The following is a 25,633-nucleotide window of genomic DNA, read 5'->3' as shown; positions in this document are numbered from 1 at the left end:
CCAATAATTCTCTCCAGACTGCAATGGAGAGTTCCAGGATGACAGGCAATACACTTTCGCTGAAAGAAAAGATTGGCTACGGGATGGGCGACGCCGGATGTAACATTATCTTTGGCGCCATCATGTTGTTCGTTAACTACTTTTATACGGATATTTTTGGTCTTGCGCCGGCGCTGGTTGGGGTGCTGCTGCTTTCGGTGCGCGTCATCGATGCCGTCACCGACCCGATCATGGGAGCGATGGCCGACCGCACCCGCAGTAAATATGGCCGCTTTCGCCCATGGCTGCTGTGGATGGCCTTCCCCTACGCCCTGTTCAGCGTACTGATGTTCACCACCCCGGAATGGACCTACAACAGCAAGGTTATCTATGCCTTCGTCACCTACTTCCTGCTGTCGATAACCTATACCGCGATAAATATCCCCTACTGCTCTTTGGGGACAGTGATGACATCCGACCCGCAAGAACGTGTCGCCTGCCAGTCATACCGCTTTGTGCTGGTCGGTATCGCGACGCTTCTGCTCTCGCTGACTCTGCTGCCTATGGCGGAGTGGTTCGGCGGCGCTGATAAAGCCAAAGGTTATCAAATGGCGATGACCGTATTGGCGTTCATCGGCATGTGTATGTTTTTGTTCTGCTTCGCCACCGTACGCGAGCGCATCCGCCCGGCGGTCCAAACCAACGACGAGCTGAAAAAAGACCTCAAAGATGTGTGGAAAAACGACCAGTGGGTTCGCATTTTGCTCTTAACCCTGTGCAACGTTTGCCCCGGCTTTATCCGTATGGCCGCCACCATGTACTACGTCACCTGGGTCATGGGGCAAAGTACCCATTTCGCCACCCTGTTTATCAGCCTTGGCGTCGTCGGCATGATGATCGGCAGCATGCTGGCGAAAGTGCTGACCGACCGTTGGTGTAAACTGCAGGTTTTTTTCTGGACCAACATTGTACTGGCGGTCTTCTCTTGCGCGTTCTACTTCTTTAATCCGCATGCCACGACGCTGATTCTGGTGCTCTACTTCCTGCTCAATATCCTGCATCAAATCCCGTCGCCGCTGCACTGGTCGCTGATGTCCGACGTTGATGACTACGGCGAGTGGAAAACCGGTAAACGGATCACCGGCATCAGCTTCTCCGGCAACCTGTTCTTCCTGAAAGTTGGGCTGGCGGTCGCCGGGGCTATGGTGGGTTTCCTGCTGTCGTGGTACGGCTACGATGCCGGCGCGAAGGAGCAAAGCGCCTCGGCGCTAAATGGTATCGTGCTGCTGTTCTCAGTGATCCCCGGCGTTGGCTACCTGATTACCGCAGGCGTCGTACGCCTGCTGAAAGTTGACCGCAATCTGATGCGCCAAATCCAGAGTGATTTGGAAAAGCGCCGCAGTAACTACAGCGAACTGAATGAACTCCAGGAATTGAAAACCAGTGAACACATAAGGAAAGCCTGATGAACAACTGGCCTAACCCCTTTATTGAACAACGCGCGGACCCTTTTATCCTACGCCATCACGACCACTACTATTTTATTGCCTCCGTGCCGGAATACGATCGGCTGGAGATTCGCCGCGCCGCCACGCTGGAAGGCCTGCGTGAAGCCGAGCCGGTGACCGTCTGGCGCAAGCCGCAAAACGGGCCGATGAGCCAGCTGATTTGGGCGCCGGAGCTCCACCACATCGACGGCAAGTGGTATATCTATTTCGCCGCCGCCCCGACCCATGACCTCGACGCCCAGGGGATGTTCCAGCACCGGATGTTTACCCTTGAGTGTACCGACAGCGATCCGCTCAGCGGCCGTTGGCATGAAAAAGGGCAAATTATCACCCCGTTCGATACCTTTGCCCTCGACGCCACCACCTTCAGCCATCAAGGGAAACGCTGGTATTTATGGGCGCAGAAAGACCCGCAGATCGCCGGCAATAGCAATCTCTATCTGGCGGAGCTGGAAAACCCGTGGACGCTAAAAGGCGCGCCGCTCATGCTGAGCAAGCCGGAGTTCGCCTGGGAATGCCGGGGATTTATGGTCAATGAGGGGCCTGCGGTGCTGGTACACGGCGATAAGCTATTTATCAGCTATTCCGCCAGCGCGACCGATGAAAACTACTGCATGGGATTATTATGGATCGACCGTGAAGCCGACCCGCTGGTGGCTGAAAACTGGCATAAATCCCCGCAGCCGGTATTTCGCACCAGCTATGAAAACCGCCAGTATGGTCCCGGCCACAATAGCTTTACGCAAACGCCGCAGGGGGAAGATGTGCTGGTGTACCACGCGCGCAACTACACCGAAATTGAAGGCGACCCGCTGTACGATCCTAACCGTCACACCCGGCTAAAGCTGGTACGCTGGCAAGAAAACGGGATGCCCGACTTCGGCATCCCGCCCGCTGACTCGCTACGGTTATAGGACCGTAGGCCGGATAAGCGCAGCGCCATCCGGCGACATGAGTGCGCCAAGCCCAGCAGCGCCTGGCTTCGGGCTGTTAAATCAAAGTCCCGTAGATGGTCAGCAGCGCCATAATCACCACCACCACCAGCGAGGTTTTCTTCGCCATGGAAACCGCCGCTTTTGGCGTCTCAACCGCATCGACGTGCGGCTCGCGGGCCAGCGAGAACTGGGCCAGACGAGTTAATACTTGATACTGCGAAGAGTGACGGTCGCCTAGCGAGGCAAACCACGCCGGCAGCGCTTTTTCGCCGTGTCCCAGCAGCGCGTATACTACGCCAACCAACCGCACCGGCACCCAATCGACAATATGCAGAATACCGTCAATGCCGGACTGTAAACGATGGCGCGGCGTCTGATAGCGCGCAAGCCAGGTCTGCCAGGCGCGCAGGACGCAATAGGCCGTCAGCGTCAATAACCCCCACGGGCCGCCGACCACCAGCCAGAACAACGGCGCCAGATAGTAGCGATAGTTAATCCATAGCAGCGCGTTTTGCAGCTCGCGAAGATATTCCTGACGATCGCAGCCCGGCGGCACGCCGTGAATAAGCGTTAGCTCGCTGGCCATCGAATCGCAGGCGTGGCTATCGTTGTTCGCCGCCGCCTTCAGATAGGCATGATAATGCAGGCGCACCTTACCCGCGCCGATACACAGCAGGCCAAGCAAAATCCAGAACACCAGCAGCGGTACGTTAAATAGCTGCCCCTGTAGCAGGCGTTGAATAACATATACCACCGCCACCGCGACGACGGTCATCAGCACGGTGCCGAACAGCGAGAAATGCTTCACGCGGCGGAACAGTACCTCCAGGCGATGATCGAGCTGCCAGTGCTCGCCAAGCTTGAACAGACGCTCGGCGATGAGAACCAGCAGCGTAGTAAACAACGTCATGGTATCTCCTTATGTGACGATGCGGCCAACATACCGCGGTATTTTGCCCAATCAAAGGCCGGGCCGGGATCCGTTTTGCGTACCGGCGCGATATCGCAATGGCCGGTAATATTATCAGCAATACCAGGATAACGCTGGATAAGCGCTTGGGTAATCGCCACTAGCTGCTGGTACTGCGCCTCGGTGTAGGCCTGAGTATCCGTCCCTTCCAGCTCAATGCCGATCGAAAAATCATTGCAGCGCTCGCGGCCGTGATAGCTGGAGACGCCCGCATGCCATGCGCGCTTATCAAAGGGCACATATTGGACTATTTCGCCATCGCGGCGAATCAGACAATGCGCCGAAACGCGCAGATGAGCAATCCCGGCGAAGTAAGGATGCGCGTCGGCATCCAACGTACCGGTAAATAGCGCGTCAATCCACGGGCCGCCAAACTCCCCCGGCGGCAGGCTGATATTGTGTACCACCAGTAAAGAAGGGTTTTCATCGTCCGGGCGGCAATCGTGATGCGGCGAAGGCACCCGACGCGCGCCCACCAGCCATCCGCCATTCAACTGCATGGGGAATCTCCTTTCGCAAACGTAGATCCCGGCGGCCCCACAGGCGACGCGAAATCCATTGGGTATGTGTGGTACAGAAACGTGGTTCAGGTTAGCATGTTTCCCACTTCTGAATCTTATCTATCTGGAGCTTTATCATGACGCCTCGTCGCTACAGCCCCGACCGCCGCCGTGACGCGCTGCTGGAACGTATTAATCTCGATATTACCGACGCCGTCGCGCAATCACTACGCGAAGATCTGGGCGGCGAAGTTGACGCTAACAACGATATTAGCGCGCAACTATTGCCGTCGGACGCGCGCTCTCACGCCGTCGTTATCACCCGCGAAGATGGGGTATTCTGCGGTAAGCGTTGGGTAGAAGAAGTTTTCATTCAGCTTGCCGGCGACGATGTCAGCATCACCTGGCACGTGGCTGACGGCGATACGGTAAAAGCCGATCAGCCGCTGTTCGAACTGGACGGGCCGTCGCGGGTGCTGCTAACCGGCGAACGCACCGCGCTAAATTTCGTGCAGACCCTCTCCGGTGTAGCAAGCGAAGTGCGCCGCTACGTCGACCTGCTCAAAGGCACCAAAACGCAACTGCTTGATACGCGTAAAACGTTACCCGGCCTGCGCACCGCGTTGAAGTACGCGGTACTGTGCGGCGGCGGTGCGAACCACCGTCTGGGCCTTTTCGACGCCTTCCTGATCAAAGAAAACCACATCATTGCCTCCGGTTCGGTACGTCAGGCGGTGGAAAAAGCCTTCTGGCTGCACCCGGACGTACCGGTGGAAGTCGAAGTCGAAACGCTGGATGAACTGGACGAAGCGTTAAAAGCCGGCGCTGATATCATCATGCTCGACAATTTCACCACCGACCTGATGCGCGAGGCGGTAAAACGCACCAACGGCCAGGCGGCGCTGGAAGTCTCCGGCAACGTTACCTTCGATACCATTCGCGAATTCGCGGAAACTGGCGTTGACTATATTTCCGTCGGCGCACTCACTAAGCACGTACGGGCCCTCGACCTGTCCATGCGTTTTCGTTAATTCTCTCCCCGATATCCGCCGGGTATCGGGGCTATTTTTGCGAGACGCCTCGCACGCTTACCGTGCATCTTTGAAAGCGCTACCGAAAAGCTGGATGCCTGCATCCTAAGCGTATTTTTCCTCCTCGCCGCCGCGACGTAATCGCGCCAAAGTCACCCCACAACGAACAAGGAGTGACTTATGGATAAGCAACGTGGTTTTACCCTGATCGAATTAATGGTGGTTATCGGCATTATCGCCATCCTCAGCGCCATCGGCATCCCCGCCTACCAGAATTACCTGCGCAAAGCCGCCCTCACCGATATGCTGCAAACCTTTGTGCCCTACCGCACGGCAATAGAGCTGTGCGCGTTGGACCACGGCGGGCTATCCAGCTGCGATGGCGGCAGCAACGGTATCCCCTCACCAACGACCACCCGCTATGTATCGGCGATGAGCGTCGCCCAAGGCGTAGTCACCCTGACCGGCCAGGAGAGCCTGAACGGGCTGGCCGTCACCCTGACCCCTTCCTGGGATAACGCCAACGGTATCACCGGCTGGCAGCGCGTCTGCGCCATCAGCGATGACAGCGCGTTAAAGCAGGCCTGCGAAGATGTCTTCCGCTTTAACTGAGGTGACAGCCATGAAAACCGAACAGCTACTCTCACTCTGTCAGCGCCATCACGCGCTGTTGTTGAAGAGCGACGAGCAGACCATTGTTATCGCCGTCGTGGATGCGCCGGCGCCAGAACTGATGGAAGCGCTGCGCTTCGCTACCCAAAAGCGCATCGATATTGAATGCTGGAGCCAGGAGCGGATGGATAAGCGTCAGCATGAGGCGCAACAGTCAGCATCAAAGTCCGCCACGGGTAACACCCAGGGCGTAACCGATCTACTGAATCAAATTCTGGAGCAGGCGCTGCGCCAGCGTGCCTCTGATATCCATATTGAGCCGGCGGAAAATCAGCTGCGGATACGCCTGCGCGTCGATGGCGTGTTGCATGCCCTACCGAGACTTGAGGCCGCGCTGGCTGCGCCAATGACAGCACGGCTTAAGGTGCTGGGCAACCTCGATATTGCCGAGCATCGTCTGCCGCAGGATGGACAGTTCACTCTGACGCTGGCCGGGCGCACGGTCTCCTTTCGCATTGCAACCCTCCCCTGCCGCGGCGGGGAGAAAATCGTCCTGCGTTTATTACACCAGGTGGAGCAGGCGCTGGATCTGGAAGCTCTGGGACTCTCCTCTCGTCAGCTGGCTTTTTTCCGCGCCGCATTGAACCAGCCGCAGGGGTTGCTACTGGTTACCGGGCCTACGGGGAGTGGCAAAACCGTCACCCTGTACAGCGCGCTGCAGGCGCGAAACCGCGAAGAGGTCAATATCTGCAGCGTGGAAGATCCGCTGGAGATCCCGCTTACCGGGCTCAACCAAACGCAGATCAACCCGCGATCCGGGCTTACCTTCCAGAGCGTCCTGCGGGCGCTGCTGCGTCAGGATCCGGACATCGTCATGGTCGGAGAAATTCGCGATGCCGAAACCGCGGAAATCGCCATTAAGGCCGCACAGACCGGGCATCTGGTGCTCTCTACATTGCATACTAACTCCACCAGCGAAACGTTGATTCGCCTGCAACAAATGGGCGTAGCGCGCTGGATGATCTCCTCGGCGCTCTCGCTGGTGGTCGCCCAGCGGCTGGTGCGAAAACTGTGCCCCCACTGCCGGCGCGATGGCGGCCGCCCTACCGAGGTGCCGCACAGTCTTTGGCCACGCCCATTGCCCGGCTGGCTGGCGGTTGGCTGCCCACAGTGTTACCACGGTTACTACGGCCGCCTGGCCTTATTCGAACTGCTGCCGGTGGATAGCGCGCTGCGTCAGGCTATTAATCGCGATCTCAGCGCGGCGGAAATCGAAACGCTGGCCCGCGAAGCCGGCATGATGACGCTGTTTGAAAGCGGTTGTGAAGCGGTGGAGCGTGGATTAACCACTCTTGAAGAGATTATCCGAGTGCTGGGGATCCAGCATGGCGACTAAGCAGCTTTGGCAGTGGCGCGGGATGGATAAGCAAGGAATGCCGTGCGAAGGCGCCCTGTGGCAAGAAACGCGCGCGCAGGCGCTGGCATCACTGGAACAGCAGCAGATACTGCTGCTGACGCTGCGCCGCCAGACGGTACAGGGTTCGCTATGGCGTCCGCGCTATAGCAGCGAGGTTATACGCCAGCTTGCCACGCTGCTGCAGGCTGGTTTACCGCTGGCCGAAGGGCTTGAGCTGCTGGCCCAACAACAGCCGCATAAACAGTGGCAGGCGCTGCTGCGAATGCTGGCGCAGGAACTGGCGCAGGGCGTATCTCTTTCCTGCGCCCTGGCGCAATGGCCGCAGGTCTTCCCTCCGCTCTATCTGGCGATGATCCGCACCGGCGAGCTCACCGGTAAGCTGGAACGCTGCTGCTTTCAGCTCGCGCGACAGCAGCAGGAACAGCAGTGTCTGACAGAAAAGGTAAAGAAGGCGCTGCGCTATCCGTTCATTATCCTGATATTAGCGCTGACGCTGGTCGTGGCGATGCTGTTTTTCGTTCTGCCGGAATTTACCGCCATCTATCGGACCTTCAACACGCCGCTTCCCCTGCTGACGCAAATGGTCATTCACATCGGCAATGCGTTGGCCCGCTACTGGCCGTTGCTGCCGCCTCTTTTTGCTATTCCGCTATTTCTCAACCGATTGGCCCGGCGTCGGCCGCGCTGGCTGCTGTTAAGGCAAAGATTATTACACGCGATTCCGATTGCCGGTCGGCTGATCAACGGCCAGCAACTGAGCCAGATATTTACCATTCTTTCACTGACCCAAAGCGCGGGCATAAGCTTTGTCCAGGGGCTGGAGAGCGTCGAGGAAACTGTGAGCTGCCCGCTATGGCGGAAGCGGATTGCACAGGCGCGCGCAGATATCATCCACGGCAATCCAATCTGGCAGGCGCTGACGAATTGCGGCGGATTCACCTCGCTGTGCCTGCAGCTCATTCGTACCGGCGAGGCATCGGGAGCGTTGGATACGATGCTCGATAACCTGGCGCGCCATCATAGCGAGCAAACTCATCAACAGGCGGATAATCTGGCGACGCTGCTGGAGCCAATACTGCTGGTGGTGACCGGAACGATCGTCGGCGTGCTGGTGGTAGCGATGTACCTACCTGTTTTTCATCTGGGGGATGCGCTGGGCACAATGGGGAGTTAATGGCTGGCGCCAGAGCGCCAGCCAACGTCATTACAGGCTGTTGAACACGCGGTTCTCTTGTTCCTGTACGCGGATAAAGGTTGTACGTTTAGTCAGCTCTTTCAGGCGAGAAGCCCCGACATAGGTGCATGCTGAACGCAGGCCGCCGAGGATATCACGCGCGGTATTATCCACCGGGCCGCGCAGCGGCAGCTTGACGGTTTTACCTTCCGCCGCGCGGTACTTCGCGACGCCGCCGACGTGGCGTGTCATCGCCGACTCAGAGCTCATACCGTAAAACAGCATGAATTTTTCACCGTTCTCTTCAACCACGGTACCGCCGCTCTCCTCGTGGCCCGCCAGCATCCCGCCGAGCATCACGAAATCGGCGCCGCCGCCAAAAGCTTTCGCGACATCGCCCGGCATGGTGCAGCCGCCATCGCTGATGATCTGGCCGCCGAGACCGTGCGCGGCATCAGCGCACTCAATCACCGCAGACAGCTGCGGATAGCCAACGCCGGTTTTCACGCGGGTAGTACAGACGGAACCTGGGCCGATGCCGACTTTAACGATATCAGCGCCGGAAAGAATCAGTTCTTCACACATCTCACCGGTCACTACGTTGCCGGCAATAATGGTTTTTTGCGGCCAGGCGGCGCGTGCTTTCGCCACGAACTGAACAAAGTGTTCAGAGTAGCCGTTAGCCACGTCGATGCAGACAAAGTTCAGCTGTGGATTCTGGGTCAGGATCTGCTGAGTTTTTTCAAAGTCCGCGTCAGAGGTGCCGGTGGACACCATCACATGCTGCAGCACTTCTGCGGATTCGCTCTGCACAAATGCCTGCCATTCTTCAACGCTGTAGTGCTTGTGCACGGCGGTCAGAATTCCAAAAGCGGACAGGGCTTTCGCCATGCTGAAGGTGCCGACGGTATCCATGTTAGCAGCAATAATCGGTACGCCGGACCAGGTCTGGCCTGAATGCTTAAAGGTGAATTCACGTTCCAGCTGAACATCAGAACGGCTTTTGAGGGTAGAGCGCTTCGGGCGGATAAGAACGTCTTTAAAACCTAGCTTCAGATCTTCTTCAATACGCATGTGCGAATTCCTGGGGTTAATTGCATTAATGTGAGAGCACAACTCCAGTGACGCTATCATACGCACGAATCATAGCCGCGCAAGACTGCGATTTTCACTTTTTTTACGCTACAATCGTTTAAATTTACCTGGTGAATAGCGAAAAACACGCTCGTGTGCTTTCCTTACCAGTGCATCATTTTTAACCAATTGATTTTCATATATAAAGAAAGTAACGATTCACATAATGGATACTTTTTCGATTTAGCAAAATCTCGATTAAGCTATCCCCGGCGCCTGACGGGCGCGGTGAATCGCCAGGGTTTTGAACAATAATGTGACATCGGGATTGAAGTGTATGGGGTATACGGTAGCGTTAACAGGCGGCATCGGTAGCGGTAAAAGTACCGTCGCCGACGAGTTTGCTCACCTGGGCGTAACCGTCATCGACGCCGATATTATTGCGCGTCAGGTTGTAGAGCCCGGTACACCTGCCCTGCTCGCCATTGCCGAAAGATTTGGTCCGCAGATGATCAACGACGATGGCAGCCTGAATCGCCGCCGCTTACGCGAACGCATTTTCGCTTATAGCGAGGACAAGGCCTGGCTTAACGCGCTGCTGCATCCGCTGATTCAGCAAGAAACGCGCCGTCAGATGCAGGCCTCAACCTCACCTTATCTCCTCTGGGTCGTACCCTTGCTGGTCGAAAACCGCCTGACCGATAAAGCCGATCGCGTACTGGTTGTCGATGTGCCGAAAGAGACGCAAATCGAGCGCACCATGCGCCGCGATGGGGTCAGTCGCGAACACGCTGAACATATTCTTGCCGCCCAGGCGACACGCGAACAGCGTCTTGCCGCAGCGGATGATGTTATTGAAAACATGGGCTCCGCGGATGCCGTCGCATCCCACGTCGCCCGCCTGCACGAAAAGTATTTAATGCTGGCATCGCAGGCCGCCTCACAGGAAAAACCGTAATGCATACCCCTGTTCTCTTCGAACATCCGCTCAATGAGAAAATGCGCACCTGGCTGCGCATTGAATTTTTATTTCAGCAGCTCTCTTCTCGCCCCACCATCGCCAGCTATGCGGACGCCCTCCATTTTTTCCGCAATACCGGCGATCTACTGGATGTGCTGGAACGCGGTGAAGTGCGTACCGATCTGCTGAAAGAGCTGGAGCGACAACAGCGGAAATTACAAACCTGGGCCGAAGTGCCCGGTGTCGACCAGCAGCGTATTGAAGCCCTACGTCAGCAGCTTAAACAGTCCGGCAACACCTTGATCTCCGCTCCGCGCATTGGCCAGTTTCTTCGTGAAGATCGGCTGATTGGCCTGGTGCGCCAGCGTCTGAGCATCCCTGGAGGCTGTTGCGGCTTTGATTTACCAACGCTGCATATCTGGCTGCATATGCCGCAAGAGTATCGTGATGAGCAGGTGGCGAGATGGTTAGCGAGCCTGACGCCGCTGATGCAGTCGCTGGAGCTGATCCTTGATTTGATTCGTAACTCCGCGCCTTTCCGTAAGCAAACCAGCCTCAATGGTTTTTATCAGGATAACGGCGACGATGCCGATCTGCTGCGCCTGCGCCTGGATCTCGCAAGCCAGCTGTATCCGCAAATTTCCGGCCATAAAAGCCGCTTTGCTATCCGTTTCCTGCCGCTGGACAGCGAGCATGGCATCGTGCCGGAACGCTTTGATTTTGAACTGGCTTGTTGCTAAGGAGACACTATGTCAGAAGAGACTATCGTTAACTGCCCAACCTGCGGTAAAAACGTCGTCTGGAGCGAGCAAAGCCCGTTTCGCCCGTTTTGCTCGAAGCGCTGCCAGCTTATCGATCTTGGCGAGTGGGCGGCGGAAGAGAAACGTATACCCAGTTCCGGCGACTTGTCCGACAGCGATGACTGGAGCGAGCCGCAGCAGTAACCTTTCCTATCGCTAATCCGGGACGTTCCGGATTAGCGTTTCAGGCCTGCGCCGGGTTGCCCGGCGCTCAGGCAAGCGTAATAAGTTTATTAATTATCGGCTCGTTCGCCGGCGGAAATGCCTGCGGATCCAGCGCCTGCTGCGCCATCCACTGCCCCGGTTGTCCTTCTTTGCCCCACGGCTCGCCTTGCCAGTTTTCCACCAGGAAGAACCATAGCGTGATATGGCGGTCCGGGAACTGATACTCCAGTTTGTCGAACAACGCAGACGTCGTCACCGTAATCCCGACCTCTTCCTGCAGTTCACGTACCAGCGCCTGTTCCGGCGTTTCACCTGATTCTATTTTGCCGCCGGGGAATTCCAGTTTATTAGCCATATGCGCGTCTGCGGCACGCTGGGTAATAAAAATTTCGCCTTGCGGATTGCGAATTATCCCGACGGCGATTTGCAGTTTTTTCATTGAATCAGCTCCATAAAAAAGGCGCAGAAATCTGCGCCCTTGTTTGCTTTTTATCAGCCCTTAGCTTAGACGGCCGTGGCACTGTTTGTATTTTTTACCGGAACCGCACGGGCACGGATCGTTACGGCCAACTTTACGGTCGCCGGTCTGCTCAGCCAGCGAGGCGGCAGCCAGAGTATCGTCATCCTGATGGCTCAGCTGCTGCATCTGCGCGAGACGCTCCGCCTCTTCACGACGTTGCTGTTCCATCTCTTCGACTTCTTCCGGCATCCGCACCTGCACCTTGCTCAGGGTGCTGATGACTTCATACTTCAGCGATTCGAGCATAGCTGCGAACATTGAGAAGGATTCGCGCTTGTACTCCTGCTTCGGATCTTTCTGCGCATAGCCGCGCAGATGAATACCCTGGCGCAGGTAGTCCATCGCCGCCAGGTGCTCTTTCCACAGGGAATCCAGCGTTTGCAGCATGACGCCTTTCTCGAAGTGACGCATCATTTCGGCGCCGACCACTTCTTCTTTACGCTGGTAGGTTTCTACCGCGCTCTGCAGAATACGTTCGCGCAGGGTCTCTTCATGCAGCTCCGGCTCTTTATCCAGCCACTCTTTGATTGGCAGATCAAGGTCGAAGTCGTTTTTCAGACGTTCCTGCAGGCCTTCGATATCCCACATCTCTTCCAGCGACTGCGGCGGAATGTGCGCATCGATAGTGGCTTTGAAGACATCTTCGCGGATGCTGTTGATGGTTTCGCTCACGTCGGAGATATCCAGCAGCTCGTTACGCTGGGTGTAAATAGCGCGACGCTGATCGTTGGCGACGTCATCATATTCCAGCAGCTGTTTACGAATATCGAAGTTGCGGCTTTCCACTTTACGCTGAGCGTTGGCAATCGCTTTGGTCACCCACGGGTGCTCGATAGCTTCGCCCGGCTTCATCCCCAGTTTACGCATCATGCCGGATACGCGATCGGAGGCGAAGATACGCATCAGGGCATCTTCCATCGACAGGTAGAAGCGGGAAGAACCGGCATCACCCTGACGGCCAGCACGGCCACGTAGCTGGTTATCGATACGGCGGGATTCATGACGCTCGGTACCGATGATGTGCAGACCGCCTGCGGCCAGGACCGCATCGTGGCGCACCTGCCAGTCAGCTTTGATTTTTTCAATCTGCTCCGGCGTTGGATTTTCCAGCGCGGCGACTTCCGCCTGCCAGCTACCGCCGAGCATAATATCGGTACCACGGCCCGCCATGTTGGTGGCGATGGTGACCGCAGCCGGATAACCCGCCTGGGCGACGATATCCGCTTCGCTGGCGTGGAACTTGGCGTTCAGGACGTTGTGCTTGATGCCGGCTTTCGTCAGTTCACGGGAAACCACTTCAGATTTTTCGATTGAGATAGTACCGACCAGCACCGGCTGACCGGCAGCGGTACGATCTTTAATATCCTCGATAATCGCCTGAATTTTTTCCGCTTCGGTCATGTAGACCAGATCCGCCATATCCTTACGGATCATCGGACGGTTAGTCGGGACGACAACGGTATCCAGTTTATAGATGGAGCTGAATTCAAAGGCTTCGGTATCCGCGGTACCGGTCATCCCCGCCAGCTTCTCGTACAGACGGAAGTAGTTCTGGAAGGTGATGGATGCCAGAGTCTGGTTCTCGTTCTGGATCTCCACGCCTTCTTTAGCTTCTACCGCCTGGTGCAGGCCATCGGACCAGCGACGCCCCTGCATCGTACGGCCGGTGTGTTCATCGACGATGATGACTTCGCCATCTTTCACAATGTAGTCAACGTCGCGGGTAAACAGCGCGTGGGCGCGCAGCGCGGCGGTAACGTGGTGCATCAGCATGATGTTGGTCGGAGAATACAGCGATTCGCCTTCCTCCATGATGCCTTCCTGCACCAGCAGCTCTTCGATCAGTACCAGACCGCGTTCGGTCAGGTTAACCTGGCGAGCTTTCTCATCCACGGAGAAGTGGCCTTCACCGGTAAAGGTGTCGGAGTCTTCCTTTTCCTGGCGGATCAGGTGCGGAATAATTTTGTTCACCTTGCGATACATTTCGGAGCTGTCTTCAGCCGGGCCAGAAATGATAAGCGGCGTACGCGCTTCGTCGATCAGGATGGAGTCCACCTCATCCACCAGCGCATAGTGCAGTTTACGCTGTACGCGCTCTTCCGGGCTGAACGCCATGTTATCGCGCAGATAGTCGAAGCCGTATTCGTTGTTGGTACCGTAGGTGATGTCGGCTGCGTAGGCTTCACGCTTCGCCGGCGCAGGCAGGCCGGACATATTGATGCCCACGCTCATGCCGAGGAATTCGAACAGCGGACGGTTGTTTTCGGCGTCACGCTGCGCCAGATAGTCGTTGACGGTAACGACGTGAACGCCTTTACCGGTCAGCGCGTTAAGGTAGGCCGGCAGGGTCGCGGTCAAGGTTTTACCTTCACCGGTACGCATTTCCGCGATGCAGCGGTCGTTCAGTACCATACCGCCCAGCAGCTGCACGTCGAAGTGGCGCATGCCGAAGACGCGTTTACTCGCTTCGCGCACTACGGCAAAAGCTTCCGGGATCAGGCTTTCCAGGCTTTCACCTTTCTCCAGACGCGCGCGGAATTCTCCGGTTTTGGCTTTCAGCTCATCATCAGAGAGCTTTTCCATCGCCGGTTCCATACCGTTGATGATATTGACGACTTTGCGCATACGACGCAGCGTACGGTCGTTACGGCTACCGAACACCTTAGTTAACATTTTAATTAGCATAATAAAATCTCAAACGCCCCGCGGTGCGGAGTCAAAAAAATAGGATGGTCCGTGTTTATTTTCAGCTGAGACGTTGAGGCCCTGCGCGTATCCCCGCCACCTGGCTTATCCAGGCGCTGACGCGGAAGGCAGAATAAGAAGAAGGGATATAAGCCGCCTGGCGGATAACCACCGGCGGTTTGCTGTCCTGGGTCAGCAGCGCGCTGAGCGTGTCGAGCAGGGCCAGATGCTGGGCCTGAAGCGGCGATGATTCTTCCGCCACCGGCAAAGCCTGCGGCGCCATCGCAAACGACAGATGGCGAATGACGGTGCGAATCGCATGCTGATGCCAGTAATCGACGGTAAAGTTCGGCCGACGGTTGGCCTCCAGCAGCGCCAGCTGGGAGAAGTTAACTTTATTCGGGTTATGGTTGCTGGCCGTGGCTTTTGCCGGCGTAGTGGTTTCGTGGCTGTTGTTAAGCGCAGGCAGGCCGAGGCTAGCCGCGACCATCCCCAACAGGAGATGCGGCCAAAAATACCGTCTGCCAAACTGTCGCCAACGCGTCAGCAATCCACTCACTTTCTTTACCTTTAGTTGGTATTCCTGCGTCCTTTCAGGCGGTCCATTTTATTGGCGGTCTTCGCAGTACAGCCTGAAATCGACAGGATAAAGCAACCCAGAGAAAAATTTTGCGCCCAAATACTAACATTAATACCGCGCCGAGACAGCAGGAATGAACGCTAATGCTGCGGGAAAACGCTTAATAAAGCAGCGAACGCGCACAGGTTATTGCCAGCGAAACACAGTCAAAAGCGGTTTGGGGAGGCTAAAAAGAAAAACGACTGGTTCCCTGGACGGAGAGAGTACCAGGTTACCAGTCGAATTTACTGAATGGTCAGGCTTACGCCAGAACCATTGACGGTGCGCGGAATGCCAGCGGCAGTTTTGCGTCGTCTTCGAAGGTCACATACTCCCAGGCTTCCTGTTTTGCCAGAACAGCCTGCAGCAGTTTGTTATTTAACGCGTGACCGGATTTGAACGCCGTGAATGCGCCGATAATGTTGTGACCACACATAAACAGGTCACCGATCGCATCCAGCATTTTGTGGCGAACAAATTCATCTTCAAAGCGCAGACCGTCTTCGTTCAGTACGCGATAATCGTCAACAACGATGGCACAATCGAAGCTGCCGCCCAGGCACAGGCCACGGGACTGCAGATATTCGATATCACGCATGAAACCGAAAGTACGAGCACGGCTAATCTGACGCATGAACGCATCAGCCGAGAAGTTCAGCGCATAGCGTTGGGTGCTGGAGTCGATCGCCGGATGGTTAAAGTCGATGGTAAAGTCCAACGAAAAACCATTGTACGGCTTAAACTCAGCCCATTTGTCGCCATCTTCAACGCGAACCGTCTCTTTGATACGCACAAATTTCTTGGCGCTGTTCAGTTCATCGATGCCGGCATCCAGCAACAGATAAACGAACGGAGCGGCGCTACCGTCCATAATCGGGATTTCCGGCGCATCGACTTCAACAATAATGTTGTCGATACCCAGGCCAGCCAGTGCGGCATTTAAGTGCTCGACTGTAGAAATCCGCACGTCATGCTCGTTCACCAGGCAAGTACAGAGCATGGTATCACGCACAGATTTGGCATCAGCCGGAAAATCAACCGGTGGATTCAAGTCGGTGCGACGATAGATGACCCCGGTATTTGCCGGCGCAGGGCGTAAAGTCAGCGTGACTTTCTTGCCGGTATGCAAACCGACACCAGTCGCCTGAACAATACGTTTAAGAGTCCTTTGTTTGATCATCGTATAATCTCGCCAAGTTACCTATCCAACCGAAGTGTACTATACATTCGGCAGGGCAGTTTAGCACAAAGAGCGCAGATGCCCAACTTCCAGCCAATTCTTAATCAGCTTGCTTACGCAGGAAAGCTGGAATATCCAGATAATCCGGCTCTTTCGCGGTTTGCGGCGTATTGTCGTTCACCACTTTGGCCACCGGTTTCTGCTCTTGAGTCAATGGAGCCATACCGTGCTGCTGGTAGCGATCCATTACCGGCTGCTGTACCTGTTTGTTGGTCACCAGGGTAATTTCCGGACGCTTGTCCATACCGATACCGGTAGCAACAACGGTTACACGCAGTTCGTCGTTCATATCCGGGTCCAGAGAGGTACCGATAACCACGGTCGCGTTATCCGAAGCAAAGGCGCGGATAGTGTTACCAACGGTTTCGAACTCATCCAGACGCAGGTCGAAGCCAGCGGTGATGTTGACCAGAACGCCGCGCGCACCGGACAGATCGATATCTTCCAGCAGCGGAGAAGAGATAGCCATTTCAGCCGCTTCTTCCGCACGGTCTTCACCGCTCGCCACGCCGGAGCCCATCATCGCGTAGCCCATTTCCGACATCACGGTACGGACGTCCGCGAAGTCGACGTTCATCAGACCCGGACGGGTAATCAGTTCGGCAATACCCTGCACCGCGCCTTTCAGTACGTCGTTCGCCGCGCCGAAAGCGTCGAGCAGAGAGATACCGCGGCCCAGTACTTTCAGCAGCTTGTCGTTCGGGATGGTGATCAGTGAGTCAACGTGCTTGGACAGCTCGGTGATCCCCTGCTCAGCAAACGCCATGCGCTTCTTGCCTTCGAAATTAAATGGCTTAGTGACGACCGCAACGGTCAGGATACCCAGATCCTTCGCCACTTCCGCGACCACTGGCGCCGCACCGGTACCGGTACCGCCGCCCATACCCGCCGCGATAAAGACCATGTCCGCGCCATCAAGCGCAGCGCGCAGCGCTTCACGGTCTTCGTCAGCCGCATTACGGCCAACTTCCGGGTTAGCGCCTGCACCCAGACCTTTGGTAATACCGCTACCGATCTGGATAGTCTGGCCAACAGCCGTTTTACGCAGCGCCTGCGCATCGGTGTTCACCGCGAAGAATTCAACACCCTCAATGCGCTCGCGCACCATGTGTTCAACGGCATTACCGCCGCCGCCACCGACGCCGATGACTTTAATCACCGCGTCGTTGGTCAGTTCCATAGGTTCAAACATAGTTTCTCTCCGTCTTGTGCCTGTCGCCTGAGAACGCTAATTGTCTGCGTTCTCTTAAAAAATTAAAACTCTTTTCGCAGCCAGCTGTTGAGTCGCTTAATCCACGAGCCCACTGACGCCGTCACGCGTTTTTCTACTTCTGCTTCACCACTGAGATGTGACTCTTTTCCGTAGTGCAGCAGCCCAACCGCCGTCGAATAGTACGGCTCCTGAGCGTAATCCGTTAAACCGGTGATGTTCAGCGGCGCGCCAATGCGCACCTGCGTATGGAACACGCGCTGCGCGCAGGCCGCCAGGCCTTCAATTTGCGCGGCGCCGCCGGTTAATACAATCCCCGCCGCCAGATGGTGTTTGACCCCTTGCTGACGGAGCTGTTCCTGCAGCTGCAGGATTTCTTCGTTAACCAGATTGAGCAGTTCGGTATAACGCGGTTCAATCACCTCTGCCAGCGTCTGACGCTGCAGGCTACGCGGCGGACGTCCGCCCACGCTCGGTACTTCCACGTTTTCGTCTTTACCGACGATTGAACCTAATGCGCAACCGTGACGAACCTTGATGGCTTCGGCGTCGCTCGGCGGCGTACCGAAGGCATAGGCGATGTCGCTGGTCACCACGTTGCCCGCGTAAGGGATCACTTTGGTGTGACGCAGCGCGCCGCCGGTATACACGGCGATATCCATTGTACCACCGCCGATGTCCACTACGCAGACACCCAGCTCACGTTCGTCTTCCGTTAATACGGAATAACTGGCCGCTAAACCGGCGAAAATTAGTTGGTCAACTTTCAGACCACAACGTTCAACCGCTTTAACAATGTTTTTCGCCATATCGTTATGGCAGGTAATCAGATGTACCTTCGCCTGCATACGCACGCCGGATAACCCTACCGGGTTTTTAATACCTTCCTGGTAGTCGATGGCGTATTCTTGCGGGATGACGTGCAGTACGCGATGCTCGTCGCGTACGCGTACCGATTTCGCGGTATGAACGACGTTTTCCACGTCATCCTGCGTCACCTCTTCTTCGGAGATAGGCACCATGCCAATCTCATTTTGACAGCTAATATGCTTACCTGAAAGCGCCAGATACACTGATGAGATCTGGCAATCGGCCATCAGTTCAGCCTGGTCGATAGCGCGCTGTACGCATTTCACTACCGACTCGAGGTCATTCACCCCGCCTTTATCCATGCCGCGCGATGGGCAACTGCCCACGCCAATGATATTAATCATACCGTCGGGCAGAACTTCCCCTACTAAAGCGGCAACCTTCGCGGTGCCAATCTCCAGTCCAACTACCAGTTTTCTGTCCGTCGCCTTGATCATCGTTGTTCTGCCTGTGCCTGATTCTGTTGTTGATTATTTTCCTCTACGGGAGCAGGTACCCAACCTACCGCCGCACCCGAGTCATAGCGCAAATCAACGTAGCTTATCCGTTTGCCGTCGGTCTGTGCCTGCTGCTGAAGAACCGGGTAGAGTTCCATAAAGCGCTGAAGCCGTTTCATGGTGTCGCCGCGGCCAAGGTTGAGCTTAATATCGTTATTAAGCGTCAACTGCCAGGAGCGACGCGCGGTCATTGCCGCCACTTTCAACGTGAACTTATCCTTTGCCAGCACCTGCCCCATGTTGCGGTATCCCTGTAGCACTTCATTTTCGCTGCCTTCAGGGCCGTATAACATCGGTAAGTTCTGTTTGCTGGTGCGATCCGCCGGCACGCTGAAAGAATTTCCTTCCACGTCTACCATATGTTGATCATTCCAGCGCGCAATCGGCACATATTCAACCAGATGAATCTTCAATTCATCGGGCCACTGTTTTCTTACGCTCGCCTGTTTAATCCACGGCAGGCGCTCAATTTGGCTCTGGATGATATTGACATCCTGAGTCATAAAGGTGCCCGGCGAGCCCAACGCCAGAATCGCCTGACGGATATCATCGTTACGCGTGTAGTGACGTTCGCCGGTGACGACCATTTTCGACAACGGCAGACGCTGCGCATCTTCCATCCAACCAAGAACCATCCATCCGCTGACCAACACGGTACACAACACCGCCAGCAGGAAAACGATCCCTGCCAGCCGGGTTCCATTATTCCGACGCGAAGAAGCAATCGATTCTTCTTCCTGGTTCCGCGTATTCAGCGCCGCCTGCGACATATCACCCCGCCAGGTCCAGAATTCGTACAACAAGCTGCGAGAAGCTCATCCCCGCCTGGCGGGCCGCCATCGGCACCAGACTATGACTAGTCATACCCGGTGAGGTGTTCGCTTCCAGCAGATAAAACTGGCCATCGCTGTCCAGCATCACGTCAATACGTCCCCATCCTTTGCAACCCAGAACATTCCAGGCTTTAAGCACCAGGCTCTGGATTTCTGTCTCGCGGGCGGGTTCCTCAAAACCAGGGCAGAAATATTGCGTCTCATCAGAGAGATACTTCGCCTCATAATCATAGAAGGTTCCAGCCGCCTGGATACGAATTGACGGTAAAATTTCTTCACCGACGATAGCGACGGTAAATTCCGGGCCACTGAGCCATTTCTCAATCAGAACTTCATCATCATGCTGAAAAGCCAGCGCCAATGCATCCTGCATTGCACAACTTTCGCTAACTTTCGACATGCCGACGCTGGACCCTTCGCGGCTCGGCTTGATGATAACCGGCAGCCCCAGCGCCGCAATCTGCTCAGAAACGCCAGCAGAAAGTCCTGCGTTGAACTGGGCACGAGTCAATGCAACCCACGGCGCGACCGGTAATCCCGCCCCCTGCCACAGTAATTTGCTGCGCAGTTTATCCATCGAAATAGCGGAAGCCATTACGCCGCTGCCGGTGTACGGCAGTTGAATGAGTTCCAGAAGGCCTTGCAGCGTGCCATCTTCGCCGCCGCGCCCGTGCAGGGCAATAAACGCTTTCTGAAAGCCCATGTTTTTCAGCTGGGTGATATCAACGTCGCGCGGATCGACCGGGTGGGCATCCACCCCGCCTTCACGCAGCCCGGCTAACACCGCCGCGCCTGAGTTCAGCGAGACTTCACGTTCAGCGGAGGTTCCGCCGAAGAGAACCGCGATTTTATCAGCCATGTCGGTCCTCCTCCGTTTTTTGCGGTACCAGTTTGATTTCAGCCAGGTGACGCGCGATTTTTCCTATGTTACCGGCGCCCTGCACCAGCACCAGATCGTCGCCGGTCAATACCGACGCCAGCATCTCCGCGGCCTGCGCCGGATCGGAAACCAGAATCGGGTCAACTTTGCCGCGACCGCGGATCGTACGGCATAGCGAGCGGCTATCGGCGCCAGGGATCGGCGCTTCGCCCGCCGGATACACATCCAGCATCAGCAGCGCATCAACCTGGGTCAGCACGTTGGCGAAATCATCGTACAGATCGCGAGTACGGGTATAACGGTGCGGCTGGAATACCATCACCAGATTTTTATCCGGCCAGCCGGCACGCGCCGCTTTGATAGTGGCGTCAACTTCCGTCGGGTGATGACCGTAATCGTCGATTAGCATCGCGCTACCGCTCTTGCCGTTGACTTCCGCCAGCGGATATTCGCCAAGGAAGTCGAAGCGGCGGCCGGTGCCCTGGAAACTTTCCAGCGCGCGCAGAATCGCCTCATCTTCAATGCCTTCTTCCGTCGCGACGGCAACGGCCGCGGCAGCGTTGAGCGCGTTATGGCGACCCGGCGCGTTCAGCGTCACCTGCATGACCTCTTTATCCTGGCGTACCAGGCGGAAATGGCCCTGCGCGCCGACCTGGCGATACTCTTCAATGCGTACGTCGGCGTCATCGCTAAAACCGTAGGTGGTGATTTGGCGGCCAACGCGCGGCAGCAGTTCACGAATCACCGGGTCATCCACGCACATCACCGCGCGCCCGTAGAACGGCAGGTTGTGCAGGAAGTTAATAAAGGTCTGCTTCAGGTTCTCGAAGTCGCCATGGTAAGTATCCATATGGTCAGCTTCGATGTTGGTCACAATGGCGACCATCGGCTGCAGATGCAGGAACGACGCATCGCTCTCATCCGCTTCCGCAATCAGATAGCGGCTATGGCCAAGACGAGCATGCACGCCCGCCGCCTTCACCAGCCCGCCGTTGACGAAGGTCGGATCGAGGCCGGCCTCGGCGTAAATGCTGGATACCATCGCGGTGGTCGTGGTTTTGCCGTGCGTACCGGCAATCGCAATCCCGTGACGGAAACGCATGAGTTCCGCCAGCATTTCCGCGCGGCGGATCACCGGAATGCGGGCTTCGTGCGCGGCGACGATTTCCGGGTTATCCGCGGAGATCGCGCTGGACACCACGACAACGCTGGCATCGCGCACGTTTTCCGGGCGATGGTTGAAATAAATGGTGGCGCCAAGCTGCGACAATTGCTGAGTCACCGGATTCGGCGCGAGATCGGAGCCGCTAATCTGGTAGCCTTCATTCGCCAACACTTCGGCAATACCGCCCATACCGGCACCGCCGATGCCGACAAAGTGAATGTGCCGAACGCGACGCATCTCGGGCACTATGGAACGCAGTTTTGCCAAATCTTGTGTATTCATTCTTTACGCCATCAACTTCTTTATTCGGGCGGTGAAAATCACCGCGATTAGCGCGCCAAAGCTACGGCGCTGACCTCTTCCGCTACCCGCTCGGTAGCATCCGGAATCGAAGCGCCACGCGCTCGTTCCGCCATATCCATCAGGGTTTCCCGATCCCAACCGGCCAGGGTGGCCGCCACGGCATCCGCCGTGAACTCGGGTTGTTCGAGAATTTTCGCTGCGCCGGCTTTTTCCAGCGGCAGCGCATTCCAGTACTGCTGACGATCTTTGTGCTGGAACGGGACGAACAACGCCGGTAAACCTGCGGCGGCAATTTCGCTGACCGTCAGCGCGCCAGAACGACAAACAACCACATCGGCCCAGGCATAGGCTGCCGCCATATCATCAATAAACTCAGTCACTTTATGCTGCGGCTGACCGGCGGCGGCGTACGCCTGGCGCACGGTATCCATGCCACCTTTCCCGCTCTGATGCCAGATAGTCACCGTATCGCCGAGCTTCGCGGCCACCTGCGGCATAGTCTGGTTCAGTACACGCGCGCCCTGAGAGCCGCCGACCACCAGCACGCGAATCGGCCCCTGCCGCCCCACCAGACGCTGTCCCGGCAGCGGTAGTGCGAGAACGTCAGTACGCACCGGATTCCCGACGACATCTGCGTGCGGGAAGGCGCCGGGAAACGCCTGCATCACTTTCTTCGCAATCTTCGCCAGCCATTTATTGGTCAGGCCGGCAATCCCGTTTTGTTCATGCAGCACCACAGGGATCCCGAGCGACCATGCCGCCAGACCGCCAGGCCCGGAAACATAACCGCCCATGCCCAGCACCACATCCGGCTGGAAACGCTTCATGATCGTCCGCGCCTGTCGCCAGGCGTTGAAGATCCGCACCGGCGCTAACAGTTGCGCTTTTATCCCTTTGCCACGCAGGCCGGAGATGCGAATAAAATCGATATCAATGCCGTGTTTCGGCACTAAATCCGCTTCCATACGATCGGCGGTGCCCAGCCAGCGAACCTGCCAGCCCTGGTCCATTAAATGGTGCGCGACCGCCAGCCCCGGGAACACGTGTCCGCCAGTGCCGCCCGCCATCACCATTAACCGCTTTTCCTGACCGCTCATCGAACACCCCGTGTAAACGCCTGCGCTTTCTCGAGGCGCGTTTCATAATCTATTCGCAATAAAAACATAATGGCCGTCGACATAATCAGCAGACTGGAACCACCATAACTAATCAATGGCAGGGTCAGACCTTTGGTCGGCAGCATTCCCGCCGCCGCCCCGACGTTAACCAACGCCTGGAAGCTAAACCACACGCCGATAGCACAGGCCAAAAAGCCGGAGAAGCGGTGGTCAATCTCCAGCGCTTTACGGCCAATCGACATGGCGCGAAAGGCGACGAAGAATACCATTAAAAGCGCGAGTACCACACCGATATAACCGAGTTCTTCGCCGATAATCGCGAAGATGAAGTCGGTATGCGCTTCCGGCAAATACTCCAGTTTCTGTACCGAGTTGCCGAGACCCTGTCCCCACATCTCGCCGCGGCCAAAGGCCATCAGCGACTGGGTCAGCTGATAGCCGCTGCCAAACGGGTCTTCCCACGGGTTCCAGAAGGAGGTGACACGGCGAATACGATACGGTTCGGCGAGGATCAGCAGCACCACCGCCGAGATCCCCATGCCGATAATGGCGATGAACTGCCAGAGTTTCGCGCCGGCCAGGAACAACATCGCCAGCGTGGTCACGAACAGTACGACTACCGTACCGAGGTCAGGCTGCGCCAGCAGCAAAATCGCCAGTACGAAAATCACGCCCATCGGTTTTAAGAAGCCGCGCAGGTTGTTACGCACCTCATCCGCTTTACGCACCAGATAGTTGGCGATGTAGCAGAACAGCGATAGCTTGGTAAACTCCGCTGGCTGAATGCGCAGCGGCCCGAGCGCGATCCAACGCGAGGCGCCGTTAACCGAGCTCCCCACCACCAGTACGATCAGCAGCATCACAATCGAGGCGATCAGCATTGCGGTGCTGTGGCGCTGCCAGAACTCCATCGGTAGACGGAGCGTAATCATCGCCAGCGCGAAGGCCAGTACAATGTACAGCCCATCACGCTTAGCAAACAGGAACGGATCGTTCGCCAGACGCTGTCCGACCGGCATCGATGCCGAAGTCACCATGATAAAACCGATCGCCGCCAGGCCGAAGGTCAGCCACAACAGCATCCGGTCATACATGACCAGGCTATCGTTATCTTTCGGGCGCGAGCCCATCACCCAACCTTTCAGCGCGGCGAAGAGCCAGGCAAAAATAAACATCCCCGGCAGTCGCGGCAGCTTCAACCGGGGCAAGCCCAGCTGTGGCATTTTCAGGCGTGGGAGAGAGAAACGCATCAACCTAACTCCTTCGCCAGACGGGTAAAGATATCGCCCCGTTGTTCAAAGTTTTTAAACTGGTCCAGGCTCGCGCAGGCTGGCGACAGTAAGACCATATCGCCTGATTTGACCTGCGAAGCGATCTGCCGCATCGCCTGTTCCATGGTTTCGGTTTGTACCGCAATTTCCGGACGCAGCGCCGCCAGTTGAGCGCCGTCGCGGCCGAAGCAGTACAGACGAACGTTCTCGCCGCCAAGATAGCGTTTCAGCGGCGTAAAGTCGGCGGATTTACCGTCGCCGCCCAACAGCAGATACAGCGTGCCGTCGAGATGCAGGCCGTTCAGCGCCGCCTCGGTACTGCCGACGTTGGTCGCCTTGGAGTCATTGATCCAACGCACGCCGTTATGCTCCAGCGCCAGCTGGAAACGGTGCGCCAGGCCGGTGAAGGTGGTGAGCGCCTTCAGGCTACTGGCGCGCGGTAAGCCCGCGGCATCCGCCAGCGCCAGCGCCGCCAGGGCATTGCTGTAGTTGTGCTGGCCGCTGATGGTCATTTCTTTCACGTTCAGCACTTTCTCACCCTTCACCCGCAGCCAGGTTTCGCCCTGCTGGCGATTAAGGTGATAGTCGCCAACATCGACGCCGAAGCTGACGCAGCGTTCGTCAGCGCCGCGTACCGGCATGGTCAGCGCGTCATCGGCATTCACCACGCAGGTTTTAGCATTTTCATAGACCCGCAGCTTCGCCGCGCGGTACTGCTGCAGCCCCAGCGGATAGCGGTCCATATGATCCTCAGTCACGTTGAGGATGGTGGCCGCGACGGCTTTCAAACTGGAGGTGGTCTCCAGCTGGAAACTGGAAAGTTCAAGCACGTACAGTTCACGCGCCGGATCCAGCAGCATCAGCGCCGGCAGGCCGATATTGCCGCCAACGCCGACGTTCACACCCGCCGCCTTCGCCATCTCGCCCACCAGGGTAGTGACGGTGCTTTTTCCGTTAGAGCCGGTAATGGCGATAATCGGCGCCTGCGCCTCGCGGCAAAACAGCTCGATATCACCGACGATTTCCACGCCAGCGTCGGCCGCCGCGCTCAGTGAAGGGTGCGCCAGAGCAATCCCCGGGCTTGCGACAATCAGATCCGCCGCCAGCAGCCAGTCGTCGTTAAGGCCGCCAACGTGGCGCTCAACGGCTTCCGGTAGCTTCTCAAGCCCGGCAGGGGCGACGCGGGTATCCATCACGCGCGGGGTTACGCCGCGCGCCATGAAAAAGTCCACGCATGACAGGCCGGTCATGCCCAGCCCAATAATGACGACTTTTTTACCCTGATAATCTGCCATG

The 25,633-nt window shown here is 56.8% G+C and carries 24 protein-coding genes; 9 read left to right on the top strand and 15 right to left on the bottom strand.

The features are described from left to right. The first annotated feature begins 38 nt into the window (after positions 1–38). Both PGR79_RS17305 and PGR79_RS17300 read left to right on the top strand, forming a co-directional pair. Positions 39–1,445, top strand: coding sequence for a glycoside-pentoside-hexuronide (GPH):cation symporter (locus PGR79_RS17305; protein WP_113374420.1), 1,407 nt, complete (start codon positions 39–41; stop codon positions 1,443–1,445). Then, complete coding sequence (locus PGR79_RS17300) at positions 1,445–2,401, top strand: family 43 glycosylhydrolase (RefSeq protein WP_113374419.1); 957 nt, start codon at positions 1,445–1,447, stop codon at positions 2,399–2,401. The genes PGR79_RS17305 and PGR79_RS17300 overlap by 1 nt, the downstream gene beginning before the upstream one ends. A gap of 76 nt (positions 2,402–2,477) precedes the next feature. On the opposite strand, the gene ampE is transcribed toward PGR79_RS17300, so the two are convergent. Beyond that, complete coding sequence (gene ampE / locus PGR79_RS17295; RefSeq protein WP_087860876.1) at positions 2,478–3,332, bottom strand: beta-lactamase regulator AmpE; 855 nt, start codon at positions 3,330–3,332, stop codon at positions 2,478–2,480. Next, a complete protein-coding gene (gene ampD / locus PGR79_RS17290) occupies positions 3,329–3,892 on the bottom strand; it encodes a 1,6-anhydro-N-acetylmuramyl-L-alanine amidase AmpD (protein WP_308958823.1) in 564 nt (187 codons plus the stop codon). The genes ampE and ampD overlap by 4 nt, the downstream gene beginning before the upstream one ends. Before the next feature lie 137 nt (positions 3,893–4,029). On the opposite strand from ampD, the gene nadC reads away from it, so the two are divergent. The 4 genes from nadC (at position 4,030) to hofC (ending at position 8,126) form a co-directional block, all read left to right on the top strand. Further along, a complete protein-coding gene (gene nadC / locus PGR79_RS17285) occupies positions 4,030–4,923 on the top strand; it encodes a carboxylating nicotinate-nucleotide diphosphorylase (protein WP_015368230.1) in 894 nt (297 codons plus the stop codon). 180 nt (positions 4,924–5,103) lie between these two features. Further along, entirely contained in the window at positions 5,104–5,535 is a 432-nt protein-coding gene (gene ppdD / locus PGR79_RS17280; protein WP_087860878.1) for a prepilin peptidase-dependent pilin, read from the top strand. 10 nt (positions 5,536–5,545) lie between these two features. Further along, complete coding sequence (gene gspE / locus PGR79_RS17275; RefSeq protein WP_087860879.1) at positions 5,546–6,931, top strand: type II secretion system protein GspE; 1,386 nt, start codon at positions 5,546–5,548, stop codon at positions 6,929–6,931. Beyond that, entirely contained in the window at positions 6,921–8,126 is a 1,206-nt protein-coding gene (hofC, locus tag PGR79_RS17270; protein WP_430922130.1) for a protein transport protein HofC, read from the top strand. Before gspE ends, hofC begins: the two co-directional genes overlap by 11 nt. 30 nt (positions 8,127–8,156) lie before the next feature. On the opposite strand, the gene PGR79_RS17265 is transcribed toward hofC, so the two are convergent. After that, positions 8,157–9,200: a GMP reductase gene (locus PGR79_RS17265; RefSeq protein WP_015368234.1), complete on the bottom strand. Its 1,044-nt coding sequence runs from the start codon at positions 9,198–9,200 to the stop codon at positions 8,157–8,159. Between the two features lie 337 nt (positions 9,201–9,537). On the opposite strand from PGR79_RS17265, the gene coaE reads away from it, so the two are divergent. Genes coaE through yacG form a run of 3 tightly spaced genes read left to right on the top strand, consistent with a single transcriptional unit; the run spans position 9,538 to position 11,105 of the window. Beyond that, positions 9,538–10,158 (top strand): dephospho-CoA kinase, encoded by a 621-nt coding sequence (gene coaE, locus PGR79_RS17260; RefSeq protein ID WP_087860881.1) that lies wholly within the window; start codon positions 9,538–9,540, stop codon positions 10,156–10,158. Continuing rightward, on the top strand, positions 10,158–10,901 hold the full coding sequence (gene zapD, locus PGR79_RS17255; RefSeq protein WP_430922128.1) for a cell division protein ZapD: 744 nt from the start codon (positions 10,158–10,160) through the stop codon (positions 10,899–10,901). The genes coaE and zapD overlap by 1 nt, the downstream gene beginning before the upstream one ends. A 9-nt stretch (positions 10,902–10,910) precedes the next feature. After that, positions 10,911–11,105: a DNA gyrase inhibitor YacG gene (yacG, locus tag PGR79_RS17250; RefSeq protein ID WP_015368237.1), complete on the top strand. Its 195-nt coding sequence runs from the start codon at positions 10,911–10,913 to the stop codon at positions 11,103–11,105. A gap of 67 nt (positions 11,106–11,172) precedes the next feature. Here the strand turns inward: yacG and mutT are convergent, their stop codons facing one another. From mutT to murD, 12 genes are all read right to left on the bottom strand, one after another. Next, positions 11,173–11,565, bottom strand: a complete 393-nt coding sequence (gene mutT, locus PGR79_RS17245) for an 8-oxo-dGTP diphosphatase MutT (protein ID WP_087860883.1) — start codon at positions 11,563–11,565, stop codon at positions 11,173–11,175. A 60-nt stretch (positions 11,566–11,625) separates the two neighbouring features. Further along, on the bottom strand, positions 11,626–14,331 hold the full coding sequence (secA, locus tag PGR79_RS17240) for a preprotein translocase subunit SecA (protein ID WP_032709883.1): 2,706 nt from the start codon (positions 14,329–14,331) through the stop codon (positions 11,626–11,628). Positions 14,332–14,392: 61 nt separating this feature from the next. Continuing rightward, entirely contained in the window at positions 14,393–14,890 is a 498-nt protein-coding gene (secM, locus tag PGR79_RS17235) for a secA translation cis-regulator SecM (protein ID WP_015368240.1), read from the bottom strand. 322 nt (positions 14,891–15,212) lie between these two features. Further along, positions 15,213–16,130 (bottom strand): UDP-3-O-acyl-N-acetylglucosamine deacetylase, encoded by a 918-nt coding sequence (gene lpxC, locus PGR79_RS17230; protein WP_015368241.1) that lies wholly within the window; start codon positions 16,128–16,130, stop codon positions 15,213–15,215. Between the two features lie 100 nt (positions 16,131–16,230). Further along, the gene (ftsZ, locus tag PGR79_RS17225; protein WP_004857884.1) at positions 16,231–17,382 is read right to left on the bottom strand and encodes a cell division protein FtsZ; all 1,152 of its coding nucleotides are present in this window, start codon (positions 17,380–17,382) and stop codon (positions 16,231–16,233) included. 62 nt (positions 17,383–17,444) lie between these two features. Then, positions 17,445–18,707 carry a cell division protein FtsA gene (ftsA, locus tag PGR79_RS17220; protein ID WP_002888625.1) on the bottom strand — a complete coding sequence of 421 codons (1,263 nt, stop codon included), beginning with the start codon at positions 18,705–18,707 and terminating at the stop codon, positions 17,445–17,447. Then, positions 18,704–19,537, bottom strand: a complete 834-nt coding sequence (ftsQ, locus tag PGR79_RS17215) for a cell division protein FtsQ (protein ID WP_087860884.1) — start codon at positions 19,535–19,537, stop codon at positions 18,704–18,706. Before ftsQ ends, ftsA begins: the two co-directional genes overlap by 4 nt. A 1-nt stretch (position 19,538) precedes the next feature. Further along, positions 19,539–20,459 (bottom strand): D-alanine--D-alanine ligase, encoded by a 921-nt coding sequence (locus tag PGR79_RS17210; protein WP_045390016.1) that lies wholly within the window; start codon positions 20,457–20,459, stop codon positions 19,539–19,541. After that, a complete protein-coding gene (gene murC / locus PGR79_RS17205) occupies positions 20,452–21,927 on the bottom strand; it encodes a UDP-N-acetylmuramate--L-alanine ligase (RefSeq protein ID WP_020079611.1) in 1,476 nt (491 codons plus the stop codon). Before murC ends, PGR79_RS17210 begins: the two co-directional genes overlap by 8 nt. A 47-nt stretch (positions 21,928–21,974) precedes the next feature. Next, positions 21,975–23,045 (bottom strand): undecaprenyldiphospho-muramoylpentapeptide beta-N-acetylglucosaminyltransferase, encoded by a 1,071-nt coding sequence (gene murG / locus PGR79_RS17200; RefSeq protein ID WP_113374414.1) that lies wholly within the window; start codon positions 23,043–23,045, stop codon positions 21,975–21,977. Continuing rightward, entirely contained in the window at positions 23,042–24,316 is a 1,275-nt protein-coding gene (ftsW, locus tag PGR79_RS17195; RefSeq protein WP_015368247.1) for a cell division protein FtsW, read from the bottom strand. Before ftsW ends, murG begins: the two co-directional genes overlap by 4 nt. Further along, the gene (gene murD, locus PGR79_RS17190; protein ID WP_308959159.1) at positions 24,316–25,632 is read right to left on the bottom strand and encodes a UDP-N-acetylmuramoyl-L-alanine--D-glutamate ligase; all 1,317 of its coding nucleotides are present in this window, start codon (positions 25,630–25,632) and stop codon (positions 24,316–24,318) included. Before murD ends, ftsW begins: the two co-directional genes overlap by 1 nt. Position 25,633 lies beyond the last annotated feature (1 nt).

The organism is Klebsiella sp. 141161, from assembly GCF_050600815.1.
GTDB classification, from domain to species: Bacteria; Pseudomonadota; Gammaproteobacteria; order Enterobacterales; family Enterobacteriaceae; genus Klebsiella; species Klebsiella aerogenes.
The sequence above is the reverse complement of the archived record's forward strand: the minus strand, read 5'-3'. Positions and strand labels throughout refer to the sequence as shown.